This is a genomic window from Xanthomonas melonis (genome assembly GCF_020783655.1).
Taxonomy (GTDB): Bacteria; Pseudomonadota; Gammaproteobacteria; order Xanthomonadales; family Xanthomonadaceae; genus Xanthomonas; species Xanthomonas melonis.
The window spans coordinates 169,594-195,297 of record NZ_JAJGQH010000005.1 but is presented as its reverse complement, the minus strand read 5'-3'; the positions used below and the strand labels follow the sequence as shown (position 1 = coordinate 195,297).

The window sequence follows — 25,704 nt, the reverse complement described above, 5'->3', positions numbered from 1 at the left end:
TACGTGCAGTGGCGACTGTGGGTGCACCTTCGCAGGTGAAACATGTGCTGCGGCAAATCGATGCGGCCTCGCTGCAACGTATCGAACAAGATGGCGAGGCGGAACTGCTGCTTGCCGGACGCCCGTTCAAGATACGCAAGTCGTTCGTCGACGATGCGCGCCAGCAGGATCTGCAGGAGCGTATCGGCCGGATGCGCAAGCCGCTGCTGGTAATGCACGCGCCTGGTGATACGGTGGTGGACATCGGTAACGCGACCGAGATCTTTCTCGCGGCACGCCATCCCAGGAGCTTCGTGTCACTCGACGATGCCGACCATCTGCTGACCCGGCGCGCCGACGCCGAATACGCAGCCTCGGTGATCGCTGCATGGGCTGCGCGCTATCTGCCCACACTGGCGGCGAGTATCCCGGACGTCGCGCAGGGCGAAGGCGTGTTGGCCGAAGAGACCGGCGGCGGGGCATTCCAGTTGGCCATATCCAGCGGAAAGCACCGTTTCCTGGCCGACGAGCCAGGGGCGCTCGGCGGAAAGGCGAGCGGCCCGTCGCCCTACGACCTGGTCTCGGCGGGCTTGGCCGCCTGCACCGTGATGACCATGCGGATGTACGCTCGGCACAAGGGTTTGCCGCTGGTGCGCGCGAGTGCGCGTGTCACCCATAGCCGGCACGCCGAGCAGACGCCGGCAGACCTGTTCACCCGAGCGATCACCCTGGAAGGTCCGCTGGACGAAGAACAGCGAAACAAGCTGCTGGCGATCGCCGATCGATGCCCGGTGGACCTGACGCTCAGCCGAGGGTCGGAGGTGTCTACCCATCTCGAGCAGAGCGGCGACCACCCATCGCGTGTGACCCCCGGTGTCGCTGCCGCGGTGAACGTGGCGCGCCACGTCGTCGATGCGCCAGCCGCAGGGCTGGGTAGCGCGCAGGATCGGAGCGATGTCGTAGACATTGCAGGTTGACGAACGGGAGCCCGCCCGTCAGGCCTGCGCGCACGTTGCGATCATTTGCGCTGGGGGCTGAGCCCAGTCATTGCGCGGCGCGCGACAGGACCTGGCGGGTGTGTGTTCGCCAGGCGGCCTGCTCGCCGAGGCCAACCGCCGAGCCAGCTGGGTGCTGCGTGTTTCGAGGGCGTGCGAAGAACAACTCAGTTCGGTCGATCGCGCAGTCCGGGCAGGCTTGCTGACCCATGGCCAGGCATGCGCAACGTCCCCAAGCTGGGCAGCCGGTCGGCATACGCGCCGTCTGCACGAGCGCCCTGGCAATGTGGTCGCCCTCGAAGCGAGCGGATGCACCATGCAACACACGACTTCCAAACAAACACGATGGCTTGGCCTGCTGGGCTGGTTGGCGCTGTGCTATGCCATTGCCGGACTGGGCGCCATGGCCTCCATCCAGGCCGCAAGCTTCTACGCGGAGCTGGTTCGCCCGGCATGGGCGCCACCGGGATGGCTGTTCGGGCCGGTGTGGACGGTGTTGTACGGGATGATGGCGGTGTCGGTGTGGCTGGTGTGGCGAAGCGGAGGATGGACTGGCGCGCGCGGGGCGTTGACTCTGTTCGTCGCGCAGCTCGCACTCAACGGGCTGTGGAGCTGGTTGTTCTTTGCATGGCATCTGGGCGCGTGGGCGTTCGCGGACATCGTGGCGCTGTGGCTGGTGCTGGCGGCTACCATTGGTGCGTTTGCGAAGCGGCATGCGCTGGCGGCATGGTTGTTGCTGCCCTACCTGGCATGGGTGAGCTTCGCGGCCGCGCTCAACTTCGCGGTGTGGCAACTCAATCCTCAGGTCCTCGGCTGATCCGGTGTCACTCAACGGATCGCTTGATCCCTTATCAAACACGCAGATCACCACGACGATCTGTCGCTCCGGCCGAAGTAACCACAGCGGTTGGAATGCCATGGCGCTTGCGAGCAATACCGTCTACCGAGCGGTGCCGTGGCACTGGCCTGTGTGCGAAACCTGCGCATGTCGGTTACCGACGAATGCTTCAAAAGTTTCCATGGTAATCAATTGCTTGCGGGCGTCGTGCTTAAATCCCTGAGCGGCAAGGTTTTCTGTCGCAGGCGCCGTGCGTGCAGGTTCGCCCATGCACGCCATGCTTGACAGGCTTCGGTCCGGTGATGTCTTTTGCATGCATGGTCAATGCCCTCGCCATCGCTTCGCAACCTTGCCAGCCGTCGCTGCGGGCCGGCACGGGCGTGGCCGGTATTACCACCACCATTACTACCGTCACCATTCGCCCGGTGCGGTCCGTCGTCTTCGCGTAACTTCCGAAAACAACGGCCCCGCACCCGGATCAGGATGCGGGGGCTCCCCTCTCACCTGATGCGGACGGGGCCTCCCCAACGAGGTCTGTCGATGTCATCGCCCGCTGTTTCGCTCGACCCCGCCGCCGCGTCGGCGCCATCCCTCCGCACCGTGGTGCATAAATTCGGCGGCACCTCGGTCGCCGATGCCGAGCGCTACCGGCATGTTGCGCGGCTGTTGCTCGCCCGCGACGAGCCGATGCAGGTCACCGTGGTTTCGGCAATGAAGGGCGTCACCGATGCCTTGATCGAGCTGGCCGAACTGGCCGCGCACAATCGCCCCGAATGGCGCGAGCGCTGGCACGAAACCCGCGCACGCCATCGCGGTGCGGCAGTGGCGTTGCTGGGCGAGCACTCCGGGCCGACGGTGGAGTGGCTGGACGAACGCTTCGAGCATCTATCGCAGATCCTTGGCGCCCTGGCGGTGATCGGAGAGCTGCCGCGCGAGGTGCTCGATCGCGTGCAGGGCCTGGGCGAGGTGTATTCGGCGCAGTTGCTGGGCGACCACTTCCGCGCGCTTGGCGAAGACTGCGCGGTGCTGGATGCGCGTGAGGTGCTGGTGGTCGATCGCGGCGAGCTGGGCGTGGATGTGGACTGGCAGGTGAGCGCGCAGCGCCTGGCCACCTGGCGCCAGGCGCATCCGCAGACGCGCGTGGTGGTCACCGGGTTCGTGGCGCGCGACCGTGCCGATCGCATCACCACGCTGGGCCGCAACGGCAGCGATTATTCCGGTGCGATCTTCGCGGCGCTGTTCGATGCCGACGAGCTGCACATCTGGACCGACGTGGATGGCGTGCTCTCGGCCGACCCGAGGGTGGTGCCCGAAGCGGTGCAGCTGGAAACGCTGAGCTACGACGAAGCCTGCGAGCTGGCGTACTTCGGCGCCAAGGTAGTGCACCCGCAGACCATGTCGCCGGCGATCGAGCGCGGGCTGCCGATCATCATCCGCAACACCTTCCAGCCCGAGCATCCAGGCACGCGCATCACCGCCGACAGCGCCGTGAGCGGGCCGATCAAGGGCCTGACCCTGAGTCCGGATCTGGCCGTACTCAATCTGGAGGGCACCGGCCTGATCGGCGTGCCGGGTACGGCCGAGCGCGTGTTCGCCGCGCTGCGCACGGCGCAGGTGTCGGTGGTGATGATCTCGCAGGGGTCTTCGGAGCATTCGATCTGCTGCGTGGTCAAGCAGCATGAGGCCGAGCGCGCGCGCAGTGCGCTGCTGCAGGCCTTCGCGCATGAACTCACCGTGGGCCAGGTGCAGCGTGTGCAGCTGACCACGGGCATCAGCGTGCTGGCAGCGGTGGGCGATGGCATGGCCGGCCAGCCCGGCGTGGCGGCGCGCCTGTTCGAATCGCTGGGGCGCGCGCAGGTCAACATCCTGGCAATCGCCCAGGGCTCGTCCGAACGCAATATCTCGGTGGCGATCGATGCCGCGCACGCGACCAAGGCCTTGCGCGCGGCGCACGCCGGTTTCTGGTTGTCGCCGCAGACGTTCTCGGTGGGTGTGATCGGTCCCGGCAATGTCGGTGCCGCGCTGCTGGATCAACTGCGCGTTGCGCAACCGCAGTTGCTGGGCAAGGCCAACCTGGATCTGCGGCTGCGCGCGGTGGTCTCGCGCGGACGCATGTTGCTGGACGAGCGCGGCCTGGTCGGCGACTGGCGCGATGCGTTCGCCGCTGCCGCCACGCCCACCGACCTGGAGCGCTTCACCACGCACCTGCTGTCGGCGCATCTGCCGCATACGGTGATCATCGATTGCAGCGGCAGCGCCGAAGTGGCCGACCGCTATGCGGGCTGGCTGGCTGCCGGCATCCATGTGGTGACGCCGAACAAGCAGGCCGGTTCCGGCCCGCTGGAACGCTTCGAGGCGATTCGTGCTGCTGCCGATGCCAGCGGTGCGCGCTTCCGCTACGAAGCCACTGTGGGCGCCGGCCTGCCGGTGATCACCACGCTGCGCGATCTGGTCGACACCGGCGATACGGTGACCTCGATCGAGGGCATCTTCTCCGGCACGCTGGCGTGGTTGTTCAACAAGTACGACGGTAGCGTGCCGTTCGCCGAACTGGTCACGCAGGCGCGCGGCATGGGGTATACCGAGCCGGACCCCCGCGACGATCTGTCCGGCGTGGACGTGGCGCGCAAGTTGGTGATCCTGGCCCGCGAAGCCGGCCGGGCGATCAGCCTGGAAGACGTACAGGTGGAAAGCCTGGTGCCCGAAGCCCTGCGTCAGGCCAGCGTGGACGATTTCATGGCCCGGCTGTCCGAGGTGGATGCAGTGTTCGCGCAGCGCCTGCGCGATGCGCGTGCGCGCGGCAACGTGCTGCGCTACGTGGCGCAGCTGCCGCCGGATCGCGCGCCCAGCGTGGGCCTGGTGGAGCTGCCCGCCGATCACGCCTTCGCCAATCTGCGCCTGACCGACAACGTGGTGCAGTTCACCACGCGCCGCTATTGCGAAAACCCTCTGGTGGTGCAGGGACCTGGGGCCGGCCCGGAAGTGACGGCCGCCGGCGTGTTCGCCGATCTGTTGCGGGTGGCAGCGGGCGAGGGGGCGCGCTTGTGAATCGATCCGTCATCAGCCAACCGCCGCTGTCAGAGGCAGGGGAGGCAAGGCCTGTCGCGACTGCCGGCGTACTGCAGCAGGCGCGCGCGTTTGCGCCTGCCTCGGTGGCCAACGTGGCGGTGGGCTTCGATCTGCTCGGTTATCCGGTCGAAGGCGTCGGCGACACGGTGACCGTACGGCGCATCGCCGCACCGCAGGTGCGCATCGCCGCCATTCGCGGCACCACCGTCGCGCTGCCGCTGGAGGCCGAGCGCAACACGGCGGGCGCGGCGTTGATGTCGCTGCGTGCGGCCTTGCAGCTGCCGTACGGCTTCGAAGTGGAGATCGACAAGGGCATCGCCTTGAGTTCGGGCATGGGAGGCTCGGCAGCCTCGTGCGTGGCTGCGCTGGTGGCCGCCAATGCGCTGCTGGAAACGCCGCTGAGCCACGCGCAGCTCTACCAGCACGCACTCGACGGGGAGGCGGTCGCCAGCGGTAGCCGGCATGGTGACAACCTGGGGCCGCTATTCCTGGGTGGGCTGGTGCTGTGCACGCTGGAACGGCTGGTGCCGATCGCGGTGCCGGCGGGCTGGCATAGCCTGCTGGTGCACCCGGAGGCGGTGCTGGAAACCCGACGGGCACGCGACGCCCTGGCCGGCGCCTATCAGTTGCGCGAGTTCGTCGCCCAGAGCAGCAACCTTGCGCTGGTGCTGGCCGGCTGCCATGCCGGCGATGCCGATCTGGTGCGCGCCGGCCTGCGCGATGTGCTGATCGAACCGCGGCGCGCGCCGCTGATCGACGGTTTTGCCGATGCCAAGCAGGCCGCGCTCGATCACGGTGCGCTGGGCGCCAGCATTTCCGGGGCCGGGCCCAGCGTGTTCGCGTGGTTCGAAACCCGTGCGGCCGCCCAGGCCGCCGCGCCGGCGGTCCAGGCAGGATTCGCCGCAGCGGGACTGGAAAGTCAGTTTTGGGTATCGCCGATCGCCAGTCCGGCAGCGCGGTTGATCGAATGACTGCTCACCGCAACACGCAATCGGATTGCAAGCGGCCTATCGCCCGCGCAGTGTCGGGCAGTCGGCATGCCGCGCAGGCCTCACTCGACCACGACCTCGCTGATCTGCAGCACCGGCGTCAGATCGGTGTAGTTGGGGATGTCGCCCAGGATCTCGGCCGCATGCGGGCCGAAGCCGGCGTTGAAGGTCTCGACCGACGCGCAGAAGATGTGACACATGCCGATGAAGGCCGGGGCGCTGCCGGCTTCGCCGCCGCTGATGCCTTTGTCCACGGTGTATTTCAGGCAGGCTGCGCCCATGCGCGCGCTCACCAGCGGCATGTGACGGTCGCGGTAGTAGCTGTGGTCGAAACGCGCGCCTTCGCGGTAGGGATACATCACGCTGACCTTGATCATCTGCCGGCTCCACGGAAGGGTGCGCGCAGCATAGCGCCGCACCGCCCGGGGCGAGTGACCGGGCTGGCACATACGCAGAGCATAGGCGCCCTGGGTGCCTGTTCACCGATCGCAGCGCCGGGCCAGGCCCGGTCTTCTTCCTGTCTGGAGTCATGCTGATGTTCATTTCCACCCGTGGGGGCGCGCCCGCCGCAAGCCTGAGCCAGGCGATCGCTGCCGGATTGGCGCCCGATGGCGGTCTGTATGTGCCGCAGACGCTGCCGCCGGCGCGCACGCTGGTTGCCGGCGCCGATCTGGCCGCCACCGCCACCACGCTGCTGCAGCCGCTGTTCGCCGGCGATGCGTTGGCCGCCGAGTTGCCGGCCATCTGCGCCGAAGCCTTCGATTTCCCGGCACCGCTGGTGCCGCTGGCCACCCCCGGCGATTACGCATTGGAGCTGTTTCATGGGCCCACCGCCGCGTTCAAGGATTTCGGTGCGCGGTTCCTGGCGGCCTGCCTGACCCGCCTGCGACGGGCCGAGGACCGCCCGCTCACCATCCTGGTCGCCACCTCCGGCGATACCGGTGCGGCGGTGGCGGCCGCCTTCCATCGCCAGCCCGGGCTGCGGGTGGTGGTGCTATACCCGGATGGCCGCGTCTCGCCACGGCAGGCGCATCAGCTCGGCTGTTTCGGCGACAACATCCAGGCCCTGCGCGTTGCCGGTTCGTTCGACGATTGCCAGGCGATGGTCAAGCAGGCCTTGAACGATGCGTCGCTGCAGGCGCAGGTGCCCTTGAGCTCGGCCAACAGCATCAGCCTTGGCCGCTTGCTGCCGCAGATGAGCTATTACGCGCACGCGGCCCTGCAGCACCATGCCGCGTCCGGCAGCGTGTTGAATCTGGTGGTGCCCACCGGCAACCTGGGCAACGGCTTGGCCGCCATCCTGGCGCGCGCGCTCGGCATACCGTTGGGCGAGATTGCACTGGCATCCAATGCCAACCACGTGTTGCCGGATTACTTCGCTGGCGACGAGTACGCGCCGCAACCCAGCGTGGCGACGCTGGCCAATGCGATGGACGTGGGCGCACCGAGCAACTTCGAACGCCTGCGCTGGTTGTACCAGGGCGACGACGCGGCCCTGCGCGAGGCCTTCCGCGCCCTGTCGGTGGACGATGCGGCGATCGGCCACACCATCCGGCAGCGCCACGCGCACTACGGCGAAGTGCATTGCCCGCACACTGCCACCGCGGTGCACGTGCTGGAACAACTGCGCGCAGAAGGCGCCGAGGGCGTGAGCGGCGACTGGGCGGTGGCGGCCACCGCGCACCCGGCCAAGTTCGAGGGCGTGGTGGAGCCGCTGATCGGTGCGCCGGTGGAGGTTCCGCCGGCCCTGGCGGCGTTGTTGCGGCGCCCGGCACACGCCGAGCCGCTGGCGCCGGACTACGCAGCGCTGCGGCAGCGCCTGCTTGCCGATGCAGCCTGACCGAACGCGTTCAGCCACCTGGGGTTGGAAACTGACGCGCGGGCGGCTATTTCTAGACAGGTGCGGGCCCGGCGTGGCGCCGCGTTCGATGTGGATCGCAGCATGGGTTTTCGAGTGATCGCCGTTGCCACCGCGTTGTGCGGATGGTCAGCGGCCGGCGCGGCACAGGCCGCCGACGCCATGGCCGCCTCGCCGGTGGCGCCGTTGGGCGCACCGCGTGCCGGATTGATCGACGCGCTGGCGCGCCAGGCGCCAGCGCTGGATCGCAAGGTGCTGGCGCTGGCCACCGAAGCCTTGCATTGCGCACGGCAGCGCCAACAGGTGGGCGACGACCGCGTACTCAGCGTGATCGATTACAGCCGGCCGTCGACCGAGCGCAGGCTTTGGGTGTTCGATCTGGCGCGGCAGCGGCTGCTGTTCAAAGAATGGGTGGCGCACGGGCGCAATACCGGCGAGAACCTGGCCGCGACGTTTTCCAACACCGACGGCAGCTTCCAGTCCAGCCTGGGCGCGTTCACCGCGCAAGAGTCGTACACCGGCCAGAACGGCTATTCATTGCGCCTCAAGGGTCTGGAGCCGGGTTTCAACGACCATGCGCGCGACCGCGCCATCGTCATCCACGGCGCGCCCTACGTGAGCGAGGCGATCATCCGTAGTCAGGGCCGGCTGGGCCGCAGCCTGGGTTGCCCGGCGGTGCGGCCGGCGGTGGCCAGGCAACTGATCGACACCTTGCGCGACGGTGCATTCGTGTTCGCCTATTACCCCGACCGCACTTGGCTGCGGCAGTCACAGCTGCTGCATGGCGGATGCGGCGCGGCGGTGGCGGTGGCGGTGGCGGCGGCTGGAGGACGTTGAGGCACGGCCGCGATGTCCCGGCGCAGAGGCTTGGAGCGGCTAGCAAACGACTGCGCAGCCGCCAGGCGGGCGCGGCCGGTGTTCGGAATCGGCATGTACCAAACGTACACTCCGGTTCCTCCGCGTCGTCCACATCCAGCTGAAGACCGCTCGCTACGTGCTGTTAGCCGCTCTGAATCGTGACTGCCACCTGCCGCGCTCTACATCTTGAGAAAGACAGCGAGGCGCTTCTTCAGACCGTTTCGCCGGCCAGGCTGCGCAATGCCGCGTAATCGAGGATCTGCACCAGATGCAGCTGTGGCAGCGCGATCAGTTGCTGCTGCCTGAGTTTGGTGAACGTGCGGCTCACCGTTTCCATGGTCAGGCCGAGATGGTCGGCGATGTCGCTGCGGCTCATCGGTAGTGCCACAGTATCGCCGGTGGCGCCGGGCTGGGTGGAGCGGGCGGCCAATCGCAGCAGGAAGTGCGCCAGCCGCTCGCCGGGCTGCAACCGCGCCAGCACCAGGCCGGTGTCCTGTGCGGCGGCCAGCTCCATGCTGGCACGCTGCAGCAGCTTGCGCTCCAACTGTGGATAGCGCTCGCGCAACTGGCGCATCTGCGTCATCGGCGTGCGACAGACCCGGGATTCGACGATGGCTTCGATGTCATGCCGGTGCTGCGGGGTCTCGGTCAGCCCCACGTAGTCGCCGGGCAGGACGAAGCCGGTGATCTGGCGGCGGCCGTCGGCCAGGGTGCGCACCATGCGCAAGGCGCCGGAAGTGACGGTGTAGACGTGATGACGGGGCTCGCCGGCCCGGACCAGCGTGTCGCCGGGCGCATGCACCGAACTGCTGGTGGCCTGGTCCAGCGCCTGCATTTCCACTGGCGACAGCGCCGCACAGATCGCCCGGCCGCGGACCGCGCACAGCGTGCAATCGGACAGGCGTGCATGGGTGGTGGCGGCCGCGCCGGGCGCCTGGCAGGTCACGCTGGGGTCTGAAAGCTGCCGGTACATGGGTCACGCACTGCCTGGGACGCGCGGGAATGATACGCCATGCGGTCAGTCCGCCCGCCCAACCGGTAGAATTGTCGGCTCGCCCCCACGTCGTCCTGCAGGAGTTCCGCTCGTGATCAAGCCCCGTACGCCGCCCGGCATCATGGAATTGCTGCCACGCGAGCAGATCGCGTTCCAGCGCATGCTGGACGTCATCCGCCGCAACTACGAGCGGTTCGGGTTCCTGCCGGTGGAGACCCCGGTGTTCGAGCTGTCCGATGTGCTGCTGACCAAATCCGGCGGCGAGACCGAGCGCCAGGTGTACTTCGTGCAGTCCACCGGTGCGCTGGCCAACGCGGCCGCGGCGGCCGACGAGGGTGCCGACCATGGCGGCTTGCCCGAACTCGCATTGCGCTTCGACCTGACCGTGCCGCTGGCGCGTTATGTCGCCGAGCACGAGCACGACTTGAGCTTTCCGTTCCGTCGTTACCAGATGCAGCGCGTGTACCGCGGCGAGCGCGCGCAGCGCGGGCGTTTCCGTGAGTTCTATCAGTGCGACATCGACGTGATCGGCAAGGATGCGTTGAGCATCCGCTACGACGCCGAAGTGCTGGCGGTGATCCACGCGGTGTTCGCCGAACTGGGCATCGGCGATTTCAAGGTGCAGTTGAACAACCGCAAGTTGCTGCGTGGGTTCTTCGAAAGCCTTGGCGTGGCCGAGGGCGAGCTGCAACTGGCGGTGTTGCGCGAGGTGGACAAGATCGACAAGCGCGGCGCCGACTATGTGCGCGATACGCTGGTGGGCGAGGGCTTCGGCATTGCGGCCGAGCAGGTCGCCAAGATTCTGGACTTCGTCGCCGTGCGTTCGAACGGACATGCCGATGCGCTGGCGCAGTTGCAGGCGCTGGAAACCTCGGCAGGCGCCAGCGCCACGTTGGGCGAGGGCATTGCCGAGTTGCGTGAAGTGCTCGAGCTGGTCAAGGCGCTGGGCGTGCCCGAAAGCGCGTACTGCCTGAATTTCTCGATCGCACGCGGGCTGGATTACTACACCGGCACCGTCTACGAGACCACGCTGACCGACCATCCGCAGATCGGCTCGATCTGCTCGGGCGGCCGTTACGAGAGCCTGGCCAGCCACTACACCAAGTCCAAGCTGCCCGGCGTGGGCATTTCGATCGGCCTGACCCGCCTGTTCTGGCAGCTGCGCGAGGCCGGCTTGATCCAGGGCATTGCCGAGAGCAGCGTGCAGGCGATGGTGGCGCTGATGGATGAAACGCGCCTGGACGATGCGCTGGACATCGCACGCCGGCTGCGCATTGGCGGCATCAACACCGAAGTGCAGATGGAGCCGAAGAAGATCGGCAAGCAGTTCCAGTACGCCGCCCGTGCCGGCATCCGCTTCGTGGTGCTGGCCGGTGACGACGAGCTGGCCCGCGGCGTGGTGGCGGTGAAGGATCTGGTGCGTGAGCAGCAGTTCGAGGTGTCTCGTGACGAGCTGGCGAGCACGTTGCAGGTAGAGCTTGAGCAGGCCAAGGTGATGCCGTAGGGCCGAGCGCGGCGCTGATAGAGCGCCGCTGTCCAGTTGCTCCTACCGCTTGCGGGAGAACTGGTGCGCAGCGCCGGTCATCCACCCGTCCCTTCTCCCGCCTGCGGGAGAAGGTGGCGCGCAGCGCCGGATGAGGGGGCTCTGGCTGTTGCGACTCACCCGGAAGATTGCCAGCGCCTCGCCCCCATCCGCCCTTCGGGCACCTTCCCCCGCGGGCGGGGGAAGGGAGCAGCCGATTTTTCCTCCTTTCTGCCACTCGTTCCTTCTCCCGCTTGCGGGAGAAGGTGGCGCGCAGCGCCGGATGAGGGGGCTCTGGTTGTTTCGACCCAGCCGGAAGATCGCCAGCGCTTGCCCCCATCCGCCCTTCGGGCACCTTCCACCGCTGACGGAGAAGAAGCATGCTGCCACGGCGTGACAATCGCGCCTGCTTGCGTTAATGTACTAGCACGCTATTACGTTAACGCAATGAAACAACGTCCCGCACCCCGCGAATCCACCGACATTGCCGCTTCGCTGCAGATGCTGTCCGAGGCGCTGGCCTGCCTGCGTGAGCCTGGCGCGGTCGAGGCCTTCCTGCGTGACCTGTGCACGCCTGCCGAGCTCGAGGCCATGACCGATCGCTGGCGGGTGGTGCCATTGCTGATCAAGGGCGTGCCATACCGCGAGATCCACGAGCTGACTCAGGTCAGCGTGACCACCATCGGGCGCGTCGCGCGCACCCTGGACCACGGCGCCGGCGGTTATGCCGCGGCCCTGCGCGAGCAAGCCGCGCGCCCTGTCGAATCCCACTGAGAGAACACGATGAGTGCTTCCACGGCAGCACCGGCACGCGACCGGTTGCGCATCGCCATCCAGAAGAGCGGCCGCCTGGCCGAGCCGGCGCGCAGCCTGTTGGCGGCCTGCGGGCTGAGCTGGCGGCAGAGCCGCGACAAATTGTTCTGCTATGGCGAATCGCTGCCGGTGGATCTGTTGCTGGTGCGCGACGACGATATTCCCGGCCTGATCGCCGACGGCGTCTGCGACCTGGGCATCGTCGGCCAGAACGAGCTGGACGAGCAGGCTGCCGAGCGCCGCCGCAACGGCCTGCCGGCGGCGTATCACGCCGTGCGCGGCATGGGCTTTGGCCAGTGCCGCTTGATGCTGGCGGTGCCGGAGGAGTGGGACTGGCAAGGCGTGGCGCAACTGGCCGGCAAGCGCATCGCCACCAGCTACCCGGCGATCCTGGCCGACTGGCTGGAACAACAAGGTATCGAGGCGACGGTAGTGGAACTGTCCGGCTCGGTGGAGATCGCCCCGCGCCTGGGCACCGCCGATCTGATCTGCGATCTGGTCTCCAGCGGTGCCACGCTGGCCGCCAACCAGCTCAAGCCGGTGGAACTGGTGATGGAAAGCGAGGCCGTGCTGGCCGGCGCGGTGCGCGAACCGGCCGATGCACGCGCCGCGCTGCTGGCGATGTTGCTGCGTCGCATGGACGGGGTGCTCAAGCTGCGCGACAGCAAGCTGCTGATGTTCCGCGCCGAGCAAACCCACGTCGAGGCGCTGCGCCGTCTGCTGCCCGACGCCGAGCCATTGGTGCAACTGCCCGACGACGGCAACGGCGCGTTGCGCCTGCAGACCATGTGCCACGGTGCGGTGACCTGGCAACGGCTGGAAGAACTCGAACGCGCAGGTGCGCAAGGCTTGATGGTGTTGACGGTGGAGCGCTCGCTGGCATGAATGGTCTCGATTGGTCCCGATTGGACAGCGCCGCACGCGCCGCTGCATTGACGCGTCCGGTACAGACCGTGGCCACGCAGACGCGTGATGCGGTCGCTGCATTGATTGCCGACGTCCGCACGCGCGGCGACGCCGCATTGCGCGAGATCACCGCGCGCTTCGACGGCGTATCGCTGGACAGCTTCGTCGTCACCGCAGCGGAGTTCGCCGCTGCCGACGCCGCGGTGGCGCCGGAGTTGCGCCAGGCCATGCAGGATGCAGTGGCGCGGATCGACAGCTTTCATCGTGCGGGCATGAGCGAGGGCTATGCGGTGGAAACCGCGCCCGGCGTGATCTGCGAAAAGATCGTGCGGCCGATCGGCCGGGTGGGCCTGTATGTGCCGGCCGGCAGCGCGCCATTGCCGTCGACCGCGTTGATGCTCGGTGTGCCGGCACGGCTGGCCGGTTGCCGCGAAGTGGTGTTGTGCACGCCGCCGCGCAAGGACGGCAGCGTGGACCCGGCGGTGCTGGTCGCCGCGCAGCTCACCGGCGTGCGCCAGGTGTTCAAGCTCGGCGGTGCGCAGGCGATCGCCGCGATGGCCTATGGCACCGAGTCGGTACCGGGCTGCGACAAGTTGTTCGGGCCGGGCAACAGCTATGTCACTGAAGCCAAGCAGCAGGTGGCGCAGTCCGGTGCGGCGGCGATCGACATGCCGGCCGGCCCGTCGGAAGTGCTGGTGATCGCCGATTCCGGCGCACAACCGGCCTTCGTCGCCGCCGATCTGCTCTCGCAGGCCGAACACGGCCCGGATTCGCAGGTGTTGCTGTTGTCCGATAGCGATGCGTTGATCGCGGCAGTGCAGGCGCAGTTGGAGGTACAGCTGGCGAGGCTGTCACGTGCCGACATCGCGCGCCAGGCGCTGGCGCAATCGCGGTTGATCAAGGTGCAGTCGCTGGACGAAGCGTTTGCGATCAGCAACCGTTATGCGCCGGAGCACTTGATCCTCGCGCTGCGCGAACCGCGTGCATGGCTGGGCCAGGTCGAGGCCGCCGGTTCGGTGTTCCTCGGCGACTACACGCCGGAAGCGCTCGGCGACTACTGCAGCGGCACCAACCATGTGTTGCCGACCAGCGGTGCGGCGCGCGCGTACAGCGGTGTGAGCGTGGCCAGCTTCCAGAACATGCTCAGCGTGCAGGCGGCCAGCAAGGCCGGCATCGACGGCATCGGCGAGTGCGCCTTGATCCTGGCGCGTGCCGAAGGACTGGATGCGCACGCCAATGCGGTGGCGCTGCGGATGGGAGTGGCCGCATGAGCACGCCATCGATCCTGGATCTGGTCCGCGAAGATCTGCGTGCGTTCGCCGGTTATTCGTCAGCGCGCACCAGCGCCTTGCAGGGCGATGTGTGGCTCAACGCCAACGAGTCGGCCTGGGGCAACCCCGCCGACCCGCAGGGCAGCACACGCCGCTATCCGGACCCGCAGCCCAAGGGCCTGCGCAATGCACTTGCAGGGCTGTACGGCTGTGCGCCGGAACAGCTGTTGATCGGCCGTGGCAGCGACGAGGCGATCGATCTGCTGGTGCGCGGTCTGTGCGTGCCCGAGCGCGATGCGGTGGTGGTCACCCCCCCGGTGTTCGGCATGTATGCGGTGTGCGCCAGGCTGCAGAACGCACCGCTGGTGGAGGTGCCGCTGGTCGATGGCCGCGATGGCTTCCATGCCGATATTCCGGCCATCGTGGAGGCCGCGCTCGCGGCGAAGGCGAAGCTGGTGTTCCTGTGCTCGCCCTCCAACCCGGCCGGCTCGGCGATTGCGCTGCAGGACATCGAAACCGCACTACAGGCCCTGCAAGGCAAGGCATTGGTGGTCGTCGACGAAGCCTATGGCGAATTTTCAGATGTGCCATCGGCGGTCGGTCTGCTCGATCGCTACGACAACCTGGCCGTGCTGCGCACCTTGTCCAAGGCCCATGCACTGGCGGCCGCGCGGATCGGCAGCCTGATCGCCAACGCCGAATTGATTGCCTTGCTGCGCCGCTGCCAGGCGCCGTACCCGGTGCCCACGCCGTGCGCGGCGATGGCCGAGCAGGGCTTGTCCGCGCCGGCACTGGAGGTGACCCGCCGGCGCGTTGCCGAGCTGCGCAGCGAACGCGAGCGCATGCGCGTGGCGCTGGCAGGTCTGCCAGGCGTACGTCGGGTCTATGCATCGCAGGGTAACTTCCTGCTGGTGCGCTTCGATGATGCCGAGGCTGCGTTCCAGGCGCTGCTGGAAGCCGGGGTGGTGGTGCGCGACCAACGCGCGGTGCCGTGCCTCTCCGATGCGTTGCGCATTACGCTGGGCACGGTCGAGCAGAACGAACGCGTTCTGGGCGCGCTGCAGCGCAAGCAGGAGGCTGCATGACACCGATCCTCTTCGTCGATCGCGATGGCACGCTGATCACCGAGCCTGCCGATCACCAGATCGATACCTACGAGAAGCTGCGCTTGGTCGACAACGTCATCCCGGCAATGCTCAAGCTGCGTGACGCGGGGTACCAGTTCGTGATCGTCACCAACCAGGACGGGCTGGGTAGCGAAAGCTACCCGCGCGCCGCGTTCGATGGCCCGAACGACCTGATGCTGCAAATCTTCGCCAGCCAGGGCATCGAGTTCCGTGAAGTGCTGATCGACTGCAGCTGGCCGGCCGACAATGCGCCCACGCGCAAGCCCGGCATTGGGTTGATGGTGCCGTACCTGCAGGACCGCAGCATCGACTGGGCACGCTCGGCGATGGTGGGCGACCGCATCACCGACATCCAGTTCGCGCAGAACCTCAACATCCGCGGGTTCCAGCTGCGCACCGCAGAGTTCGGCGGCGAATGGGACTGGCCCGGTATCGCACACGAACTGGCCGACGCGCCACGCCGCGCGGTGGTCCAGCGCAATACCAAGGAAACCCGCATCCGTGTGGAGCTGGATCTGGACCGCGTCGCCGAGCCGCACACCGCCACCGGCCTGCCGTTCTTCGACCACATGCTGGAGCAGATCGGCAAGCACGGCGGCTTTGCGCTGGACATCCGTGCAGAGGGCGATCTGCACATCGATGAGCACCACACCATCGAAGACACCGGCCTGGCACTGGGCCAGGCATTGCGCGAAGCGCTGGGCAACAAGCGCGGCATCGGCCGCTACGGCTTCGATCCGTCGCACAGCCCATGGCTTGCGGCAGGCGAGGGCGCACACCATGGCTTCACCCTGCCGATGGACGAAACCATCGCCAGCGCCGCGCTGGATTTCAGTGGCCGGCCGTACTTCGTGTTCGACGGCGACTTCAAGCGCGAGCGCGTGGGCGACATGCCGACCGAGCTGGTGCCGCATTTCTTCCGTTCGATCTGCGATGCCTCCGGCTTGAATCTGCATCTGAGCGTGCGTGGCGACAACGATCACCACAAGGTGGAAGCCTGCTTCAAGGCGCTGGCACGTGCGCTGCGCCAGGCGATCCGTCGCGAAGGCACCGCCTTGCCGTCCACCAAGGGCGCGCTATGACCGACCTTGCGCTGATCGATGCCGGTGGTGCCAATCTGGGCTCGGTGCGCTATGCGCTGGAGCGGCTGGGCGTGGAAGCACGGGTGGTGCGCGATGCCGCGGGGCTGCAGGGCGCGCAGCGGGTGATCCTGCCCGGCGTCGGTGCGGCACCGGAGGCGATGGCGCGGCTGCGTGCGCAAGGCTTGGTCGAACCATTGCAGCAGCTGCAGGTGCCGGTGATCGGTATCTGCCTGGGGATGCAATTGCTGTTCGAACACTCCGAAGAAGGCGATGTCGACTGCCTTGGGCTGCTGCCGGGCATCGTGCGCCACATGACGCCGGCGCTGGGCATCCGCGTGCCGCACATGGGCTGGAATCAGCTGCTGCCCCTGCGCGAGTCCGCGCTGCTGGCCGGTTTGCCGGAGCGCGCCAGCGCCTACTTCGTGCACGGTTATGCGGCGCCGGTGACTGCCGACACCGTGGCTGCCTGCGATCATGGTGGTCTGTTCACCGCAGTGGTGCAGCAGGGGTTGCGCTGCGGCGCGCAGTTCCACCCCGAGCGTTCGGCGGATACCGGTGCACGCATCCTGCGCAATTTTCTCGAGATGAGCTTCCCATGAGTTTCACTGTCTACCCCGCGCTGGATATCCGCGATGGACGCGTGGTGCGCCTGCTGCAAGGCGATTACGCCCGCGAAACCCGCTACGGCGACGATGTGCTGCCGCGTGCGCAGGCCTTCGCCGACGCCGGCGCGCAGTGGATGCATCTGGTCGATCTGGATGCGGCCAAGGCCGGTGGCTATACCCTGGCCGCCACCCTGGGCGAGATCGCACGCCAGACCGGTCTACAGGTACAGACCGGCGGCGGCGTGCGTTCGCGCGACGACGTGGCGCGCATTCTCGATGCCGGTGCCGCGCGCGTGGTGATCGGCTCGCTGGCGGTACGCCAGGCCGAGACCGTGATCGCCTGGTTGCAGGAATTCGGCGCGCAGCGGCTGACCATTGCGCTGGACACGCGCCAGGACGCTGCGGGTATCTGGCAGTTGCCGGTGCATGGGTGGACCGAGGCGGCCGAGGCCACGCTCGATGAGCTGACGGTGCGTTATGCGCAGGCGGGCCTGCAGCATCTGCTGTGCACCGATATCGCGCGCGACGGCATGTTGTCCGGGCCGAACATGGCGCTGTACGCGCACGTGCGCGCGCTTGCGCCGCAGTTGCAGGTACAGGTCTCCGGCGGCGCGCGCAACCTGGCCGACGTGGCTGCTGCCAAAGCCTCCGGCTGCGCGGGCATCGTGCTCGGCAAGGCCTTGCTGGAAGGGCACCTGGACCTGGGCGAGGCCTTGGCATGCTGAGCCGGCGCATCATTCCCTGCCTGGACGTGCGCGATGGTCGCGTGGTCAAGGGCGTCAAGTTCCGCGACCACATCGACATGGGCGACATCGTCGAGCTGGCACTGCGTTACCGCGCGCAGGGCGCCGACGAGTTAGTGTTCTACGACATCGGTGCCAGCCCGGAAGGGCGTTCGGTCGATTACACCTGGGTGGAGCGGGTGGCGCGGTTGATCGATATCCCGTTCTGCGTGGCCGGTGGTATTGGCGATGTGGAAACGGCGCGTGCGGTGCTGCATGCCGGTGCCGACAAGATCTCGATCAATTCGCCCGCGCTGGGCCGCCCGCAATTGATCTCCGAACTGGCCGATGCCTTCGGCGTGCAATGCGTGGTGGTGGGCATCGACTCGATCAGCGAGGACGACGGGCAATGGCGCGTGCGCCGCTACACCGGCGATCCGAGCAAGACCCAGGCGCTGCCGATGCGCACCCTGGACTGGGTGGCCGAGGCGCAGCGCCTGGGCGCGGGCGAGATCGTGCTCAACTGCATGGACAACGATGGCGTACGTCGCGGTTACGACATCGCCCAGCTGCGTCAGGTGCGTGCACTGTGCCGGGTGCCGTTGATCGCCTCCGGCGGTGCCGGGCAGATGCAGCACTTCGCCGACGTGTTCGACCAGGCCGATGTGGATGGGGCATTGGCCGCAAGCGTGTTCCACAGCGGCGCGATTCCGATTCCGGAACTCAAGCGGTTCCTGCGCGCGCAACAGATCGAGGTACGTGATGGGCAGTGAGACCGGGACAACCGCCAGCGCCCTGGATACGCTGGACTGGAACAAGGGCGATGGCTTGTTGCCGGTGATCGTGCAGGACGCCGACAACCTGCGCGTGTTGATGCTGGGCTACATGAATGCCGAGGCCCTGGCAGTGACGCAACAGCGCGGCGAGGTCACTTTCTTCAGCCGCAGCAAGCAGCGTCTGTGGACCAAGGGCGAAAGCTCGGGCAACGTGCTGCGGGTGGTCTCGATCGAGGCCGACTGCGATGCCGATACGCTCCTGGTGCTGGCGCGCCCGCACGGGCCGACCTGCCACCTGGGCCGCACCAGCTGTTTTCCGAGCGCGCCCGCGCAGTTCCTTGGCAGCCTGGATGCGGTGATCGCCACGCGTGCGCAGGAGCGCCCGCATGGCAGTTACACCACCAGGCTGTTCGAGCAAGGCATTCGCCGCATCGCGCAGAAGGTGGGCGAGGAGGGCGTGGAAACCGCGCTGGCCGGTGTGGCGCAGGACGATGCCGAGTTGCTCGGCGAGTCCGCCGACCTGCTGTACCACCTGATCGTGCTGTTGCGCGCGCGCGGGCTGGGTCTGGGCGACGCGGTCGCGTTGCTGGAGTCGCGGCATAAGTAATCATCCGCAGGAACGCTCCCTGCTGGAGCGCGCCTGAGCGCGATGGCTTTACCGGTAACGCCCCGTCGCGCCCGGGTGCGTTGCTGCGCCAGATGGACGGGCTTGCGCGGATGGCACGCCAGAGACTGCGGTAACCCAACCCGGCCCCCGCTACAATCGCCGCTGGTCACCGCTGGAATGTCCATGCATCTTCGTCTCGCCCTCCTGGCCCTTGGCCTGCTTGCAGGCGCTGCGCACGCGCGCGATGCCGTTGTCGATGGCGTGGTGTTCGAAGAGCGCGACGGCAAACCGGGGCGGAGCGGTGATGAGCCTGGTGTTGCCGATGTCATCGTCTCCAACGGGCAGCAACTGGTCCGCACCGATGCGCAGGGGCACTACCGTCTGCCGGTGCGCGAAGGGCAGACCGTCTTCGTGATCAAGCCGGGTGATCGCAGCTTCGTCCCGAATGCCGATGGCCTGCCCGGGTTCTGGCGCCACTATGCGCCCAAGGGCTCGCCCAAGCGCAAGTACCAGGGGATCGCCGCCACTGGTACGAGCACCCGCAACTGGGATTTCGCATTGACGCCGCGGCAGGACCCAGGCGGAAACGGCTTCCAGATGCTGGTCTTCGCCGACAGCCAGACCGCCACCTTGGCCGATGTGGACTACTACCGCCGGGACATCGTCGCGCCCATCGTCGGCAAGCAGCCGGCGCGGCTGGGAACCACCTTGGGCGATATCGTCAGCGACGATCTGAGCCTGTATCCAGCCTTGAACCGCGTCACCGCGCAGCTCGGCGTGCCCTGGTTCCATGTGCCGGGCAATCACGACCTCAACTTCGATGCCGGTGACGATCTGCATTCGCTGGAGAGCTGGCGCGCGGTCTATGGCCCGGACACCTACGCTGTGGAAGAGGCCAACGCCAGCTTCGTGTTCCTGGACGATGTGATCTACACGCCGGGCGCCAGGCCGGCGTATGTCGGCGGCCTGCGCGAAGACCAATTCGCGTTCCTGCAGGCCTATCTGGCGCAGCTGCCGCGCGAGCGGCTGGTGGTGCTGGGCATGCACATTCCGCTGTTCGATGCGGCACCGGATCAGGAAACCTTTCGCCATACCGATCGCCGGCGCCTGTTCGCGTTGCTCAAGGATTTTCCGCACGTGCTGGTGCTGAGCGGGCACAGCCACACGCAGCGGCAGGTGATGCATGGCGCCGACGAGGGGTGGACGGGCGTGCGTCCGTTGCACGAGTACAACGTGGGCGCTGCCTGTGGCGCGTTCTGGTCGGGCGCGAAGGACGCCGATGGCATTCCCGATGCGACGATGAGCGATGGCACGCCCAACGGCTACGCGGTGCTGAAGGTCGCTCCCGGCGGCGATTACACGCTGGCCTATCACGCGGCGCGTGCCGCCGACGATGCACAGCTGCTGTTGCACGCGCCCAAGGTGTTGCGGCAGGGCGCGTATCCAGCCTGGGGCATCTACGCCAATGTGTTCATGGGCCAGGACGATACCGCGGTGGACATGCGCATCGACGATGGTCCCTGGCAGCCGATGAAGCGGCAAGAGCGCGCCGATCCGCGCGTGTTGGCCGAGAATGCGCGCGACGATGCCGCCGATGCACTGCGTGGCTACGACCGCTCGCCCGAGGCCACGCCTTCCACCCATCTGTGGCGCGCCGCGCTGCCGACCACGCTGGAGGTCGGGGAACATACTGTCGAGGTGCGCGCACGCCTGCCGACCGGTGAGTACAGCGCACGCACGGTGTATCGCCTGCAGCGCGCCGAGCCCTGACGGGCGCAGCGCTTGCCGAAAACACGAACGCCTCCACGAGGGAGGCGCTTTCGGGATCCGGGCTGGCAGGCGGTGGCGCGCTGGCGGGGATCGATGCTGGCTGGCTTGGCGCTGGCTGGCCCGGGAAGTGTAGCGAGGCAGCGCAAGCGCTGACGAAATGAGAATTAGTCTCAGCCTTCCGGAACTTGCTGCGCGGTAGGTGGGCGGGTGCCGGACGAGGTCGCTGCGGGCACAGCCGTCTTGCCGGTGGCGCTTTCGACAGCACGGGACGCGTCGCCGCTACCCTGCGGTACAGCATCGACGCCGGCATCAGTGTCGCCGCCGGCATCCGGTACGCGATCCACTGGCGGGTACGGATACGCCACTGCCGGCCCCAGCGCCAGCCCTGCGCGCCAGCGGGCCAGCACTGGCGCGATGCGTGCGCCCAGCGATTGCTGCGGCAATGAAGGCAGCTCGCCCTCCTGCTTCTCGCGTGCGGTAATGGCCGCCCTGGCCATGGTGAACGCCGCCAGCGGGTCGTCGGTTCGATTCATCGCATCGATCAACCAGGCCTGGCCGAAGTAGGTGGCATTGGACGTATTGCCGCAGCCGAACGAGGGGCGGTCCGCGCGCGCGGCGGTGAGGATCAGCGTGTCCGGCGTGCGCAACGCAGGAATGAAGCCCCCCGAGTAGCACGCCGACAGGACGATGATGCGTCGGACGATCCCGGCGTCGTCCAGCGCGGTGCGCAGATCCTGCGGGCTGATGAAATCTTCCTCGTTCTCGTCTACCTGCACGTACAACGTGTGATCTTCGGTGCCGTGCGTGGTGACGAACAGTAGCAGTGCGTCCTGCTTGCGATCCATGCGCTTGCCGACGGCGACGAGCGTATCGTAAAGATTGTCATAGGTCGCCAGCGGAGCGTACGGCTGCTCGCCCAGGTTGTCCGGGTTGTTGACCAGGGTGACCACCCGGCCGCGCGCATCGAAGCGTCGCTCGAACAATTGCGCAAGGTACAGCGTTTCGTTACGGAACACATCGTCGCTGGCATCGCCGGCAAAGCCGACCACGTACAGATCGGTCACGCCGGGGCGTTGCGGCTGCAGTGCCGCCAAGGCCTTGGCAAGTGCGGCCTGGTCGACCGGGTCCGCCTCGGCGGCCGGTTGCGCGGCCGGTGCAGGCAGGACTGCGCCGGCATCGGGATGGCAACCGCCCAGTAGAACGGCCAGTGCCAGTAGCGTCAGCGTCCGCCGGATCGCGGGCGCCGCGGGCAACCAGGATGGGAGCGATGGGAACAACGCCGACGCCTCTCGAATACGCGTATCAGCAGGACTGAAATGCTGCGCCTGGAGGAACACCCGGCCGCTGCGCGGCAGGCGGGTGTCTTCCCTCACCGCGCTGGCTCAGAACGTGAGCTGCGAAAAGCTTTCCAGACGCTGGTGGCTGCCGATGTCTTCGGCCGAACGCGGGGTGGGGTAGTCCTCGCGGCGATCCAGCAGTGCGGTGCGCATGCCGGTGCGCCTGGCCGCATCCAGTTCTTCGATCACGTCCGACAGGAACAGGATATCCGCAGCCGGCACACCGATGCGTTCGGCGATACGGCGATAGCTGGCGCTCTCGCGCTTGGAGCCCACTTCGGTATCGAACCAGTCGGTGACCAGCCCGCTCAGATCGCCGGCATCGCTATGGGCGAAGAACAGCTTCTGCGCTGGCACCGAGCCGGACGAATACACGTACAGCGGAATCCCCTGCGCATGCCAGGCCTGCAACTGGATCGCTGCATCGGCATAGATGTGCGCCGTGAAGTCGGCGGTCTTGTAGCCGTCGCCCCAGATCAGCCCCTGCAATGCCTTGAGCGCGGTGTGCTTGCGATCCTCGTCGATCCAGGTCTGCAGCGTGGCGATCAACACCTCGTCCGGCACGTCCTCGCCGATCTCGTCGGCCACCTGGTTGAGCCAGTGGCGTACCTGCGGATGATTGCCGTGTTCGCGCACGTAGGCGGGCATCGCACGGCGTGCATATGGGAACAGCACGTCCTTGACGAACGAGATGCTGCTGGTCGTACCTTCGATATCGGTGAGGATCGCTTGCGGTCGTGTCATCGTCAGCTGGCCTTCTGAGGTTTCTCGGGGGCGTAGCGGGGGAATTGTTGGGCGATCTCGGTGCCGGTGAAGTGGCCGACCCAGCCGTCCGGCTCGGTGAAGAAGCGGATCGCCACGAAATGCGGCTCCGGCCCCATGTCGAACCAGTGCAAGGTGCCGTCGGGTACGGCGATCAGGTCGTCCTTGACGCACTCGATCTCGTAGACCTTGTCCTGCACGTGCAGGGTGAACAGGCCCGAGCCAGCGACGAAGAACCGCACCTCGTCTTCCTTGTGGAAATGCTCGTCGAGGAACTTGGCGCGCATCTCCTCGCGCTTGGGGTTGTCAGGCGCGATGCTCACCACGTCCACGGTCTTGAACCCGCGCTCGGCGCTGATACGGTCGATGTCGGCGCGGTAGGCCTCCATCACCTGTTCGGGCGTGGCGCCTGGCTCCACCGGCTGGCTGGCGTGCCAGCGTTCGAAGGTCACGCCGATCTTCTTCAGCTCGGTGGCGATGGCGTCGCCGTCGCGGCTGTCGAACTGGGCAGTGGCAGGATTGGTGTCGGCGAAGATTCGCAGTCTGCTCATGGCGGTCTGGCTCACGTAGGGGGACGGGCGGAACTCAGCGCGGGCCGCGCAGTTTCAGCAGTTCGAGTTCGCAGTGCAGCAGGAATTCGAAGGCCTCCAGATGACGACGTGCCTCGGCCATGTTGCGGCCCCAGGCATACAGGCCGTGTCCCTCGATGAGATACCCCCACATGCTCTGTTTGTCCAGCAGCGCCTCCACCTGCGCGGCCAGCACCTGCATGTTCTGGGTGTTGGCGAACACCGGCACGTCTACCGCGGTGTCGTGGGTGGTGTTGCCATCGAAGGCCTTGAGCAGCTCGTAGCCTTCCAGCCGGATCACCCCGCTGCCTGCATACAGGCGGGAAGCAATCGTCTGCACCGGCGAATGGGTGTGCAGGACGCAGCCAATCTCCGGAAACCGTCGATACAGCTGGGTATGCAGCAGGGTTTCCGCAGACGGGCGCAACGGGCGGCCGACGGCCTGGCCATCAAAGTCCACCACCATGATGTCTTCTTCGACCAGGCGGCCCTTGTCGCGGCCGGACACAGTGATCGCCGCGTGCTGTTCGTCCAGGCGGTGGGAAAAATTGCTGCTGGTGGCCGGTGTCCAGCCGGACTGGGCCAGCTCGCGGATGTTGCCGATCAGCAACTGCGCCAGCTCGTGCAAACGCGCGGCGCTATAGGGAAGGGGGGCAGTGGTCGCATTCATGCAGCTATTCTACTGCCCCATCCGGTTACGGCCAGATGGACGCGGGCCGGTGGTGCGCAACGGCCGGCCTGCTTAGTGCATGCTCAGCGCCGGTCGCGCAGGCGGCTGTGGCGATAGCCGTAGCCGAAGTAGACCACCAGCCCGGCGAGCGTCCACAACCCCATCAGCATCCAGTTGTGCAAAGTCATGGCCGACAGCAGCGCCAGGCAGCTCAATACGCCGGCAATGCAGATCAGCCACGCCGCCGGCATACGGAACGGGCGCGGCAGCTCCGGGTGGGTGTGGCGCAGGATCAGCACGCCGGCACACACCGCCGCGAATGCGATCAGGGTACCCATCGAGGTCAACTCGCCCAGTACATCCAGCGGAAACACCGCCGCCAGCAACGCGATGCCCACGCCGGTGATCACGGTATTGATGTGCGGCGTACGGTACTTGGGATGGATGCGGGTGAAGACCGACGGCAGCAGCCCGTCGCGCGCAATGATCATGAAGATGCGCGGTTGCCCGATCACCATCACCAGGATCACCGACGACAGGCCGATCAGCGCACCCACCTCCACCACCACGCGCAGCCAGGCCAGCTGCGGATGCGCGGCCACCGCGGTCACCACCGGCTCGTCGGTGCCCAGCAGGGTGTAGGGCACCAGGCCGGTCATCACCGCCGCCATGGCGATGTAGAGCACGGTGCAGATCAGCAGCGAAAGCATCATGCCGATCGGCAGGTCGCGTTGCGGGCGGTGCGATTCCTGCGCAGCCACCGACACCGCCTCGAAGCCGATATAGGCGAAGAACACCATCGCCGCGCCGCGCAGCACGCCCTCCATGCCGTACTTGCCGGGGCCTTCGTTGGCCGGGATGAAAGGCTGCCAATTGGCGGTATCCACGTACTTCCAGCCCACCGCGATCACCAGCAGGATCAGCCCGGTCTTCAGGATCACCATGGCCATGTTCATGGCCGAGGACTTGCGGATCCCCACGTAGCACAGCCAGGTCAGCAGCAGGACAATGCCGGCGGCGGGCAGGTTGGCGATGGCGCCGGTGGGTTGCAGCTTGCCGTCCAGGGGCGCGCTGACCAGCGCCGCCGGCAGGTGGATATCGAAATGCTCCAGCAGGCTGAGGAAGTAGCCGGTCCAGCTGACCGCCACCGCCGAAGCCGACACGCCGTATTCCAGCACCAGCATCCACCCGATGAACCAGGCGGCCAGTTCGCCGAAGGTGGCGTAGGTATAGGTGTAGGCGCTGCCGGACACCGGCACCATCGCGGCGAACTCGGCATAGGCCATGGCGCAGAATGCGCAGCAGATCGCGGCCAGCACGAACGACAGCACGATGGCCGGGCCGGCATGATCGGCCGCGGCCTGGCCGGTGATGACGAAGATGCCGCCGCCGATCACTGCGCCGATGCCCAGTGCGGTCAGCCCCCAGGGACCGAGCGCGCGTTGCAGGCCCAGCCCGTCGGCCGCCTCATGGCTGGCGTGAGGATGCTTGGTGGCCCAGAGTTGTTTGAACATGAAGCGGTTCCGGCTTGGCGCTGCGCGCGGTCGTTGAACGAGAAGACCGGCGCGCTGCGCCGGTCTGGGAA

Annotated in this window: 24 protein-coding genes and 1 other RNA gene; 18 read left to right on the top strand and 7 right to left on the bottom strand. The window is 67.2% G+C overall.

Annotation, left to right across the window (positions count from 1 at the left end; translation table 11 throughout):
* Window positions 1-35: 35 nt before the first annotated feature.
* The 4 genes from LL964_RS07005 (at window position 36) to LL964_RS06990 (ending at window position 5,852) form a co-directional block, all read left to right on the top strand.
* The gene (locus tag LL964_RS07005; RefSeq protein WP_228329394.1) at window positions 36-956 is read left to right on the top strand and encodes a bifunctional alpha/beta hydrolase/OsmC family protein; all 921 of its coding nucleotides are present in this window, start codon (window positions 36-38) and stop codon (window positions 954-956) included.
* A gap of 334 nt (window positions 957-1,290) precedes the next feature.
* Window positions 1,291-1,791: a TspO/MBR family protein gene (locus LL964_RS07000; RefSeq protein WP_104588869.1), complete on the top strand. Its 501-nt coding sequence runs from the start codon at window positions 1,291-1,293 to the stop codon at window positions 1,789-1,791.
* A gap of 561 nt (window positions 1,792-2,352) precedes the next feature.
* On the top strand, window positions 2,353-4,860 hold the full coding sequence (gene thrA / locus LL964_RS06995) for a bifunctional aspartate kinase/homoserine dehydrogenase I (RefSeq protein WP_104588868.1): 2,508 nt from the start codon (window positions 2,353-2,355) through the stop codon (window positions 4,858-4,860).
* 26 nt (window positions 4,861-4,886) lie between these two features.
* Window positions 4,887-5,852 (top strand): homoserine kinase, encoded by a 966-nt coding sequence (locus LL964_RS06990; protein ID WP_104588873.1) that lies wholly within the window; start codon window positions 4,887-4,889, stop codon window positions 5,850-5,852.
* 80 nt (window positions 5,853-5,932) lie between these two features.
* Here the strand turns inward: LL964_RS06990 and LL964_RS06985 are convergent, their stop codons facing one another.
* Window positions 5,933-6,247 (bottom strand): EthD family reductase, encoded by a 315-nt coding sequence (locus tag LL964_RS06985; protein WP_104588867.1) that lies wholly within the window; start codon window positions 6,245-6,247, stop codon window positions 5,933-5,935.
* A gap of 152 nt (window positions 6,248-6,399) precedes the next feature.
* On the opposite strand from LL964_RS06985, the gene thrC reads away from it, so the two are divergent.
* From thrC to LL964_RS06970, 3 genes are all read left to right on the top strand, one after another.
* Complete coding sequence (thrC, locus tag LL964_RS06980; protein WP_208621495.1) at window positions 6,400-7,710, top strand: threonine synthase; 1,311 nt, start codon at window positions 6,400-6,402, stop codon at window positions 7,708-7,710.
* A gap of 102 nt (window positions 7,711-7,812) precedes the next feature.
* Entirely contained in the window at window positions 7,813-8,565 is a 753-nt protein-coding gene (locus LL964_RS06975; protein WP_104588866.1) for a murein L,D-transpeptidase catalytic domain family protein, read from the top strand.
* Window positions 8,566-8,658: 93 nt separating this feature from the next.
* Window positions 8,659-8,734: non-coding RNA, sX9 sRNA (locus LL964_RS06970), on the top strand.
* 63 nt (window positions 8,735-8,797) lie between these two features.
* Here the strand turns inward: LL964_RS06970 and LL964_RS06965 are convergent.
* Entirely contained in the window at window positions 8,798-9,421 is a 624-nt protein-coding gene (locus LL964_RS06965) for a Crp/Fnr family transcriptional regulator (protein WP_167395456.1), read from the bottom strand.
* Between the two features lie 250 nt (window positions 9,422-9,671).
* Between LL964_RS06965 and hisS the strand changes: the two genes are divergently transcribed.
* The 11 genes from hisS to LL964_RS06910 all read left to right on the top strand — a co-directional run bounded on the left by hisS (window position 9,672) and on the right by LL964_RS06910 (window position 20,781).
* The gene (hisS, locus tag LL964_RS06960; protein WP_104588864.1) at window positions 9,672-11,084 is read left to right on the top strand and encodes a histidine--tRNA ligase; all 1,413 of its coding nucleotides are present in this window, start codon (window positions 9,672-9,674) and stop codon (window positions 11,082-11,084) included.
* 465 nt (window positions 11,085-11,549) lie between these two features.
* On the top strand, window positions 11,550-11,876 hold the full coding sequence (locus tag LL964_RS06955; RefSeq protein WP_104588863.1) for a YerC/YecD family TrpR-related protein: 327 nt from the start codon (window positions 11,550-11,552) through the stop codon (window positions 11,874-11,876).
* A 9-nt stretch (window positions 11,877-11,885) separates the two neighbouring features.
* Entirely contained in the window at window positions 11,886-12,800 is a 915-nt protein-coding gene (gene hisG / locus LL964_RS06950; protein ID WP_104588862.1) for an ATP phosphoribosyltransferase, read from the top strand.
* Window positions 12,797-14,092, top strand: coding sequence for a histidinol dehydrogenase (gene hisD, locus LL964_RS06945; protein ID WP_104588861.1), 1,296 nt, complete (start codon window positions 12,797-12,799; stop codon window positions 14,090-14,092). The genes hisG and hisD overlap by 4 nt, the downstream gene beginning before the upstream one ends.
* Window positions 14,089-15,177, top strand: a complete 1,089-nt coding sequence (gene hisC, locus LL964_RS06940) for a histidinol-phosphate transaminase (RefSeq protein WP_104588860.1) — start codon at window positions 14,089-14,091, stop codon at window positions 15,175-15,177. Before hisD ends, hisC begins: the two co-directional genes overlap by 4 nt.
* Complete coding sequence (gene hisB / locus LL964_RS06935; RefSeq protein ID WP_104588859.1) at window positions 15,174-16,301, top strand: bifunctional histidinol-phosphatase/imidazoleglycerol-phosphate dehydratase HisB; 1,128 nt, start codon at window positions 15,174-15,176, stop codon at window positions 16,299-16,301. The genes hisC and hisB overlap by 4 nt, the downstream gene beginning before the upstream one ends.
* Window positions 16,298-16,900, top strand: coding sequence for an imidazole glycerol phosphate synthase subunit HisH (hisH, locus tag LL964_RS06930; RefSeq protein WP_104588858.1), 603 nt, complete (start codon window positions 16,298-16,300; stop codon window positions 16,898-16,900). Before hisB ends, hisH begins: the two co-directional genes overlap by 4 nt.
* Complete coding sequence (hisA, locus tag LL964_RS06925; RefSeq protein ID WP_104588857.1) at window positions 16,897-17,631, top strand: 1-(5-phosphoribosyl)-5-[(5-phosphoribosylamino)methylideneamino]imidazole-4-carboxamide isomerase; 735 nt, start codon at window positions 16,897-16,899, stop codon at window positions 17,629-17,631. Before hisH ends, hisA begins: the two co-directional genes overlap by 4 nt.
* On the top strand, window positions 17,625-18,401 hold the full coding sequence (gene hisF / locus LL964_RS06920) for an imidazole glycerol phosphate synthase subunit HisF (protein WP_104588856.1): 777 nt from the start codon (window positions 17,625-17,627) through the stop codon (window positions 18,399-18,401). The genes hisA and hisF overlap by 7 nt, the downstream gene beginning before the upstream one ends.
* Window positions 18,391-19,011 (top strand): bifunctional phosphoribosyl-AMP cyclohydrolase/phosphoribosyl-ATP diphosphatase HisIE, encoded by a 621-nt coding sequence (gene hisIE / locus LL964_RS06915; RefSeq protein ID WP_104588855.1) that lies wholly within the window; start codon window positions 18,391-18,393, stop codon window positions 19,009-19,011. The genes hisF and hisIE overlap by 11 nt, the downstream gene beginning before the upstream one ends.
* Window positions 19,012-19,194: 183 nt before the next feature.
* Window positions 19,195-20,781 carry a calcineurin-like phosphoesterase C-terminal domain-containing protein gene (locus LL964_RS06910; protein WP_104588871.1) on the top strand — a complete coding sequence of 529 codons (1,587 nt, stop codon included), beginning with the start codon at window positions 19,195-19,197 and terminating at the stop codon, window positions 20,779-20,781.
* Window positions 20,782-20,951: 170 nt separating this feature from the next.
* Here LL964_RS06910 and LL964_RS06905 read toward each other — a convergent pair whose 3' ends face one another.
* The 5 genes from LL964_RS06905 to LL964_RS06885 form a co-directional block, all read right to left on the bottom strand.
* Window positions 20,952-22,034 (bottom strand): C13 family peptidase, encoded by a 1,083-nt coding sequence (locus LL964_RS06905; protein WP_104588854.1) that lies wholly within the window; start codon window positions 22,032-22,034, stop codon window positions 20,952-20,954.
* 129 nt (window positions 22,035-22,163) lie between these two features.
* Window positions 22,164-22,862, bottom strand: coding sequence for an acireductone synthase (gene mtnC, locus LL964_RS06900; protein WP_104588853.1), 699 nt, complete (start codon window positions 22,860-22,862; stop codon window positions 22,164-22,166).
* Between the two features lie 2 nt (window positions 22,863-22,864).
* The gene (locus LL964_RS06895) at window positions 22,865-23,431 is read right to left on the bottom strand and encodes a 1,2-dihydroxy-3-keto-5-methylthiopentene dioxygenase (protein ID WP_104588852.1); all 567 of its coding nucleotides are present in this window, start codon (window positions 23,429-23,431) and stop codon (window positions 22,865-22,867) included.
* Window positions 23,432-23,465: 34 nt separating this feature from the next.
* Complete coding sequence (locus LL964_RS06890) at window positions 23,466-24,119, bottom strand: methylthioribulose 1-phosphate dehydratase (RefSeq protein ID WP_104588851.1); 654 nt, start codon at window positions 24,117-24,119, stop codon at window positions 23,466-23,468.
* Window positions 24,120-24,202: 83 nt separating this feature from the next.
* Window positions 24,203-25,633 carry an amino acid permease gene (locus tag LL964_RS06885; protein ID WP_104588850.1) on the bottom strand — a complete coding sequence of 477 codons (1,431 nt, stop codon included), beginning with the start codon at window positions 25,631-25,633 and terminating at the stop codon, window positions 24,203-24,205.
* Window positions 25,634-25,704: the final 71 nt, after the last annotated feature.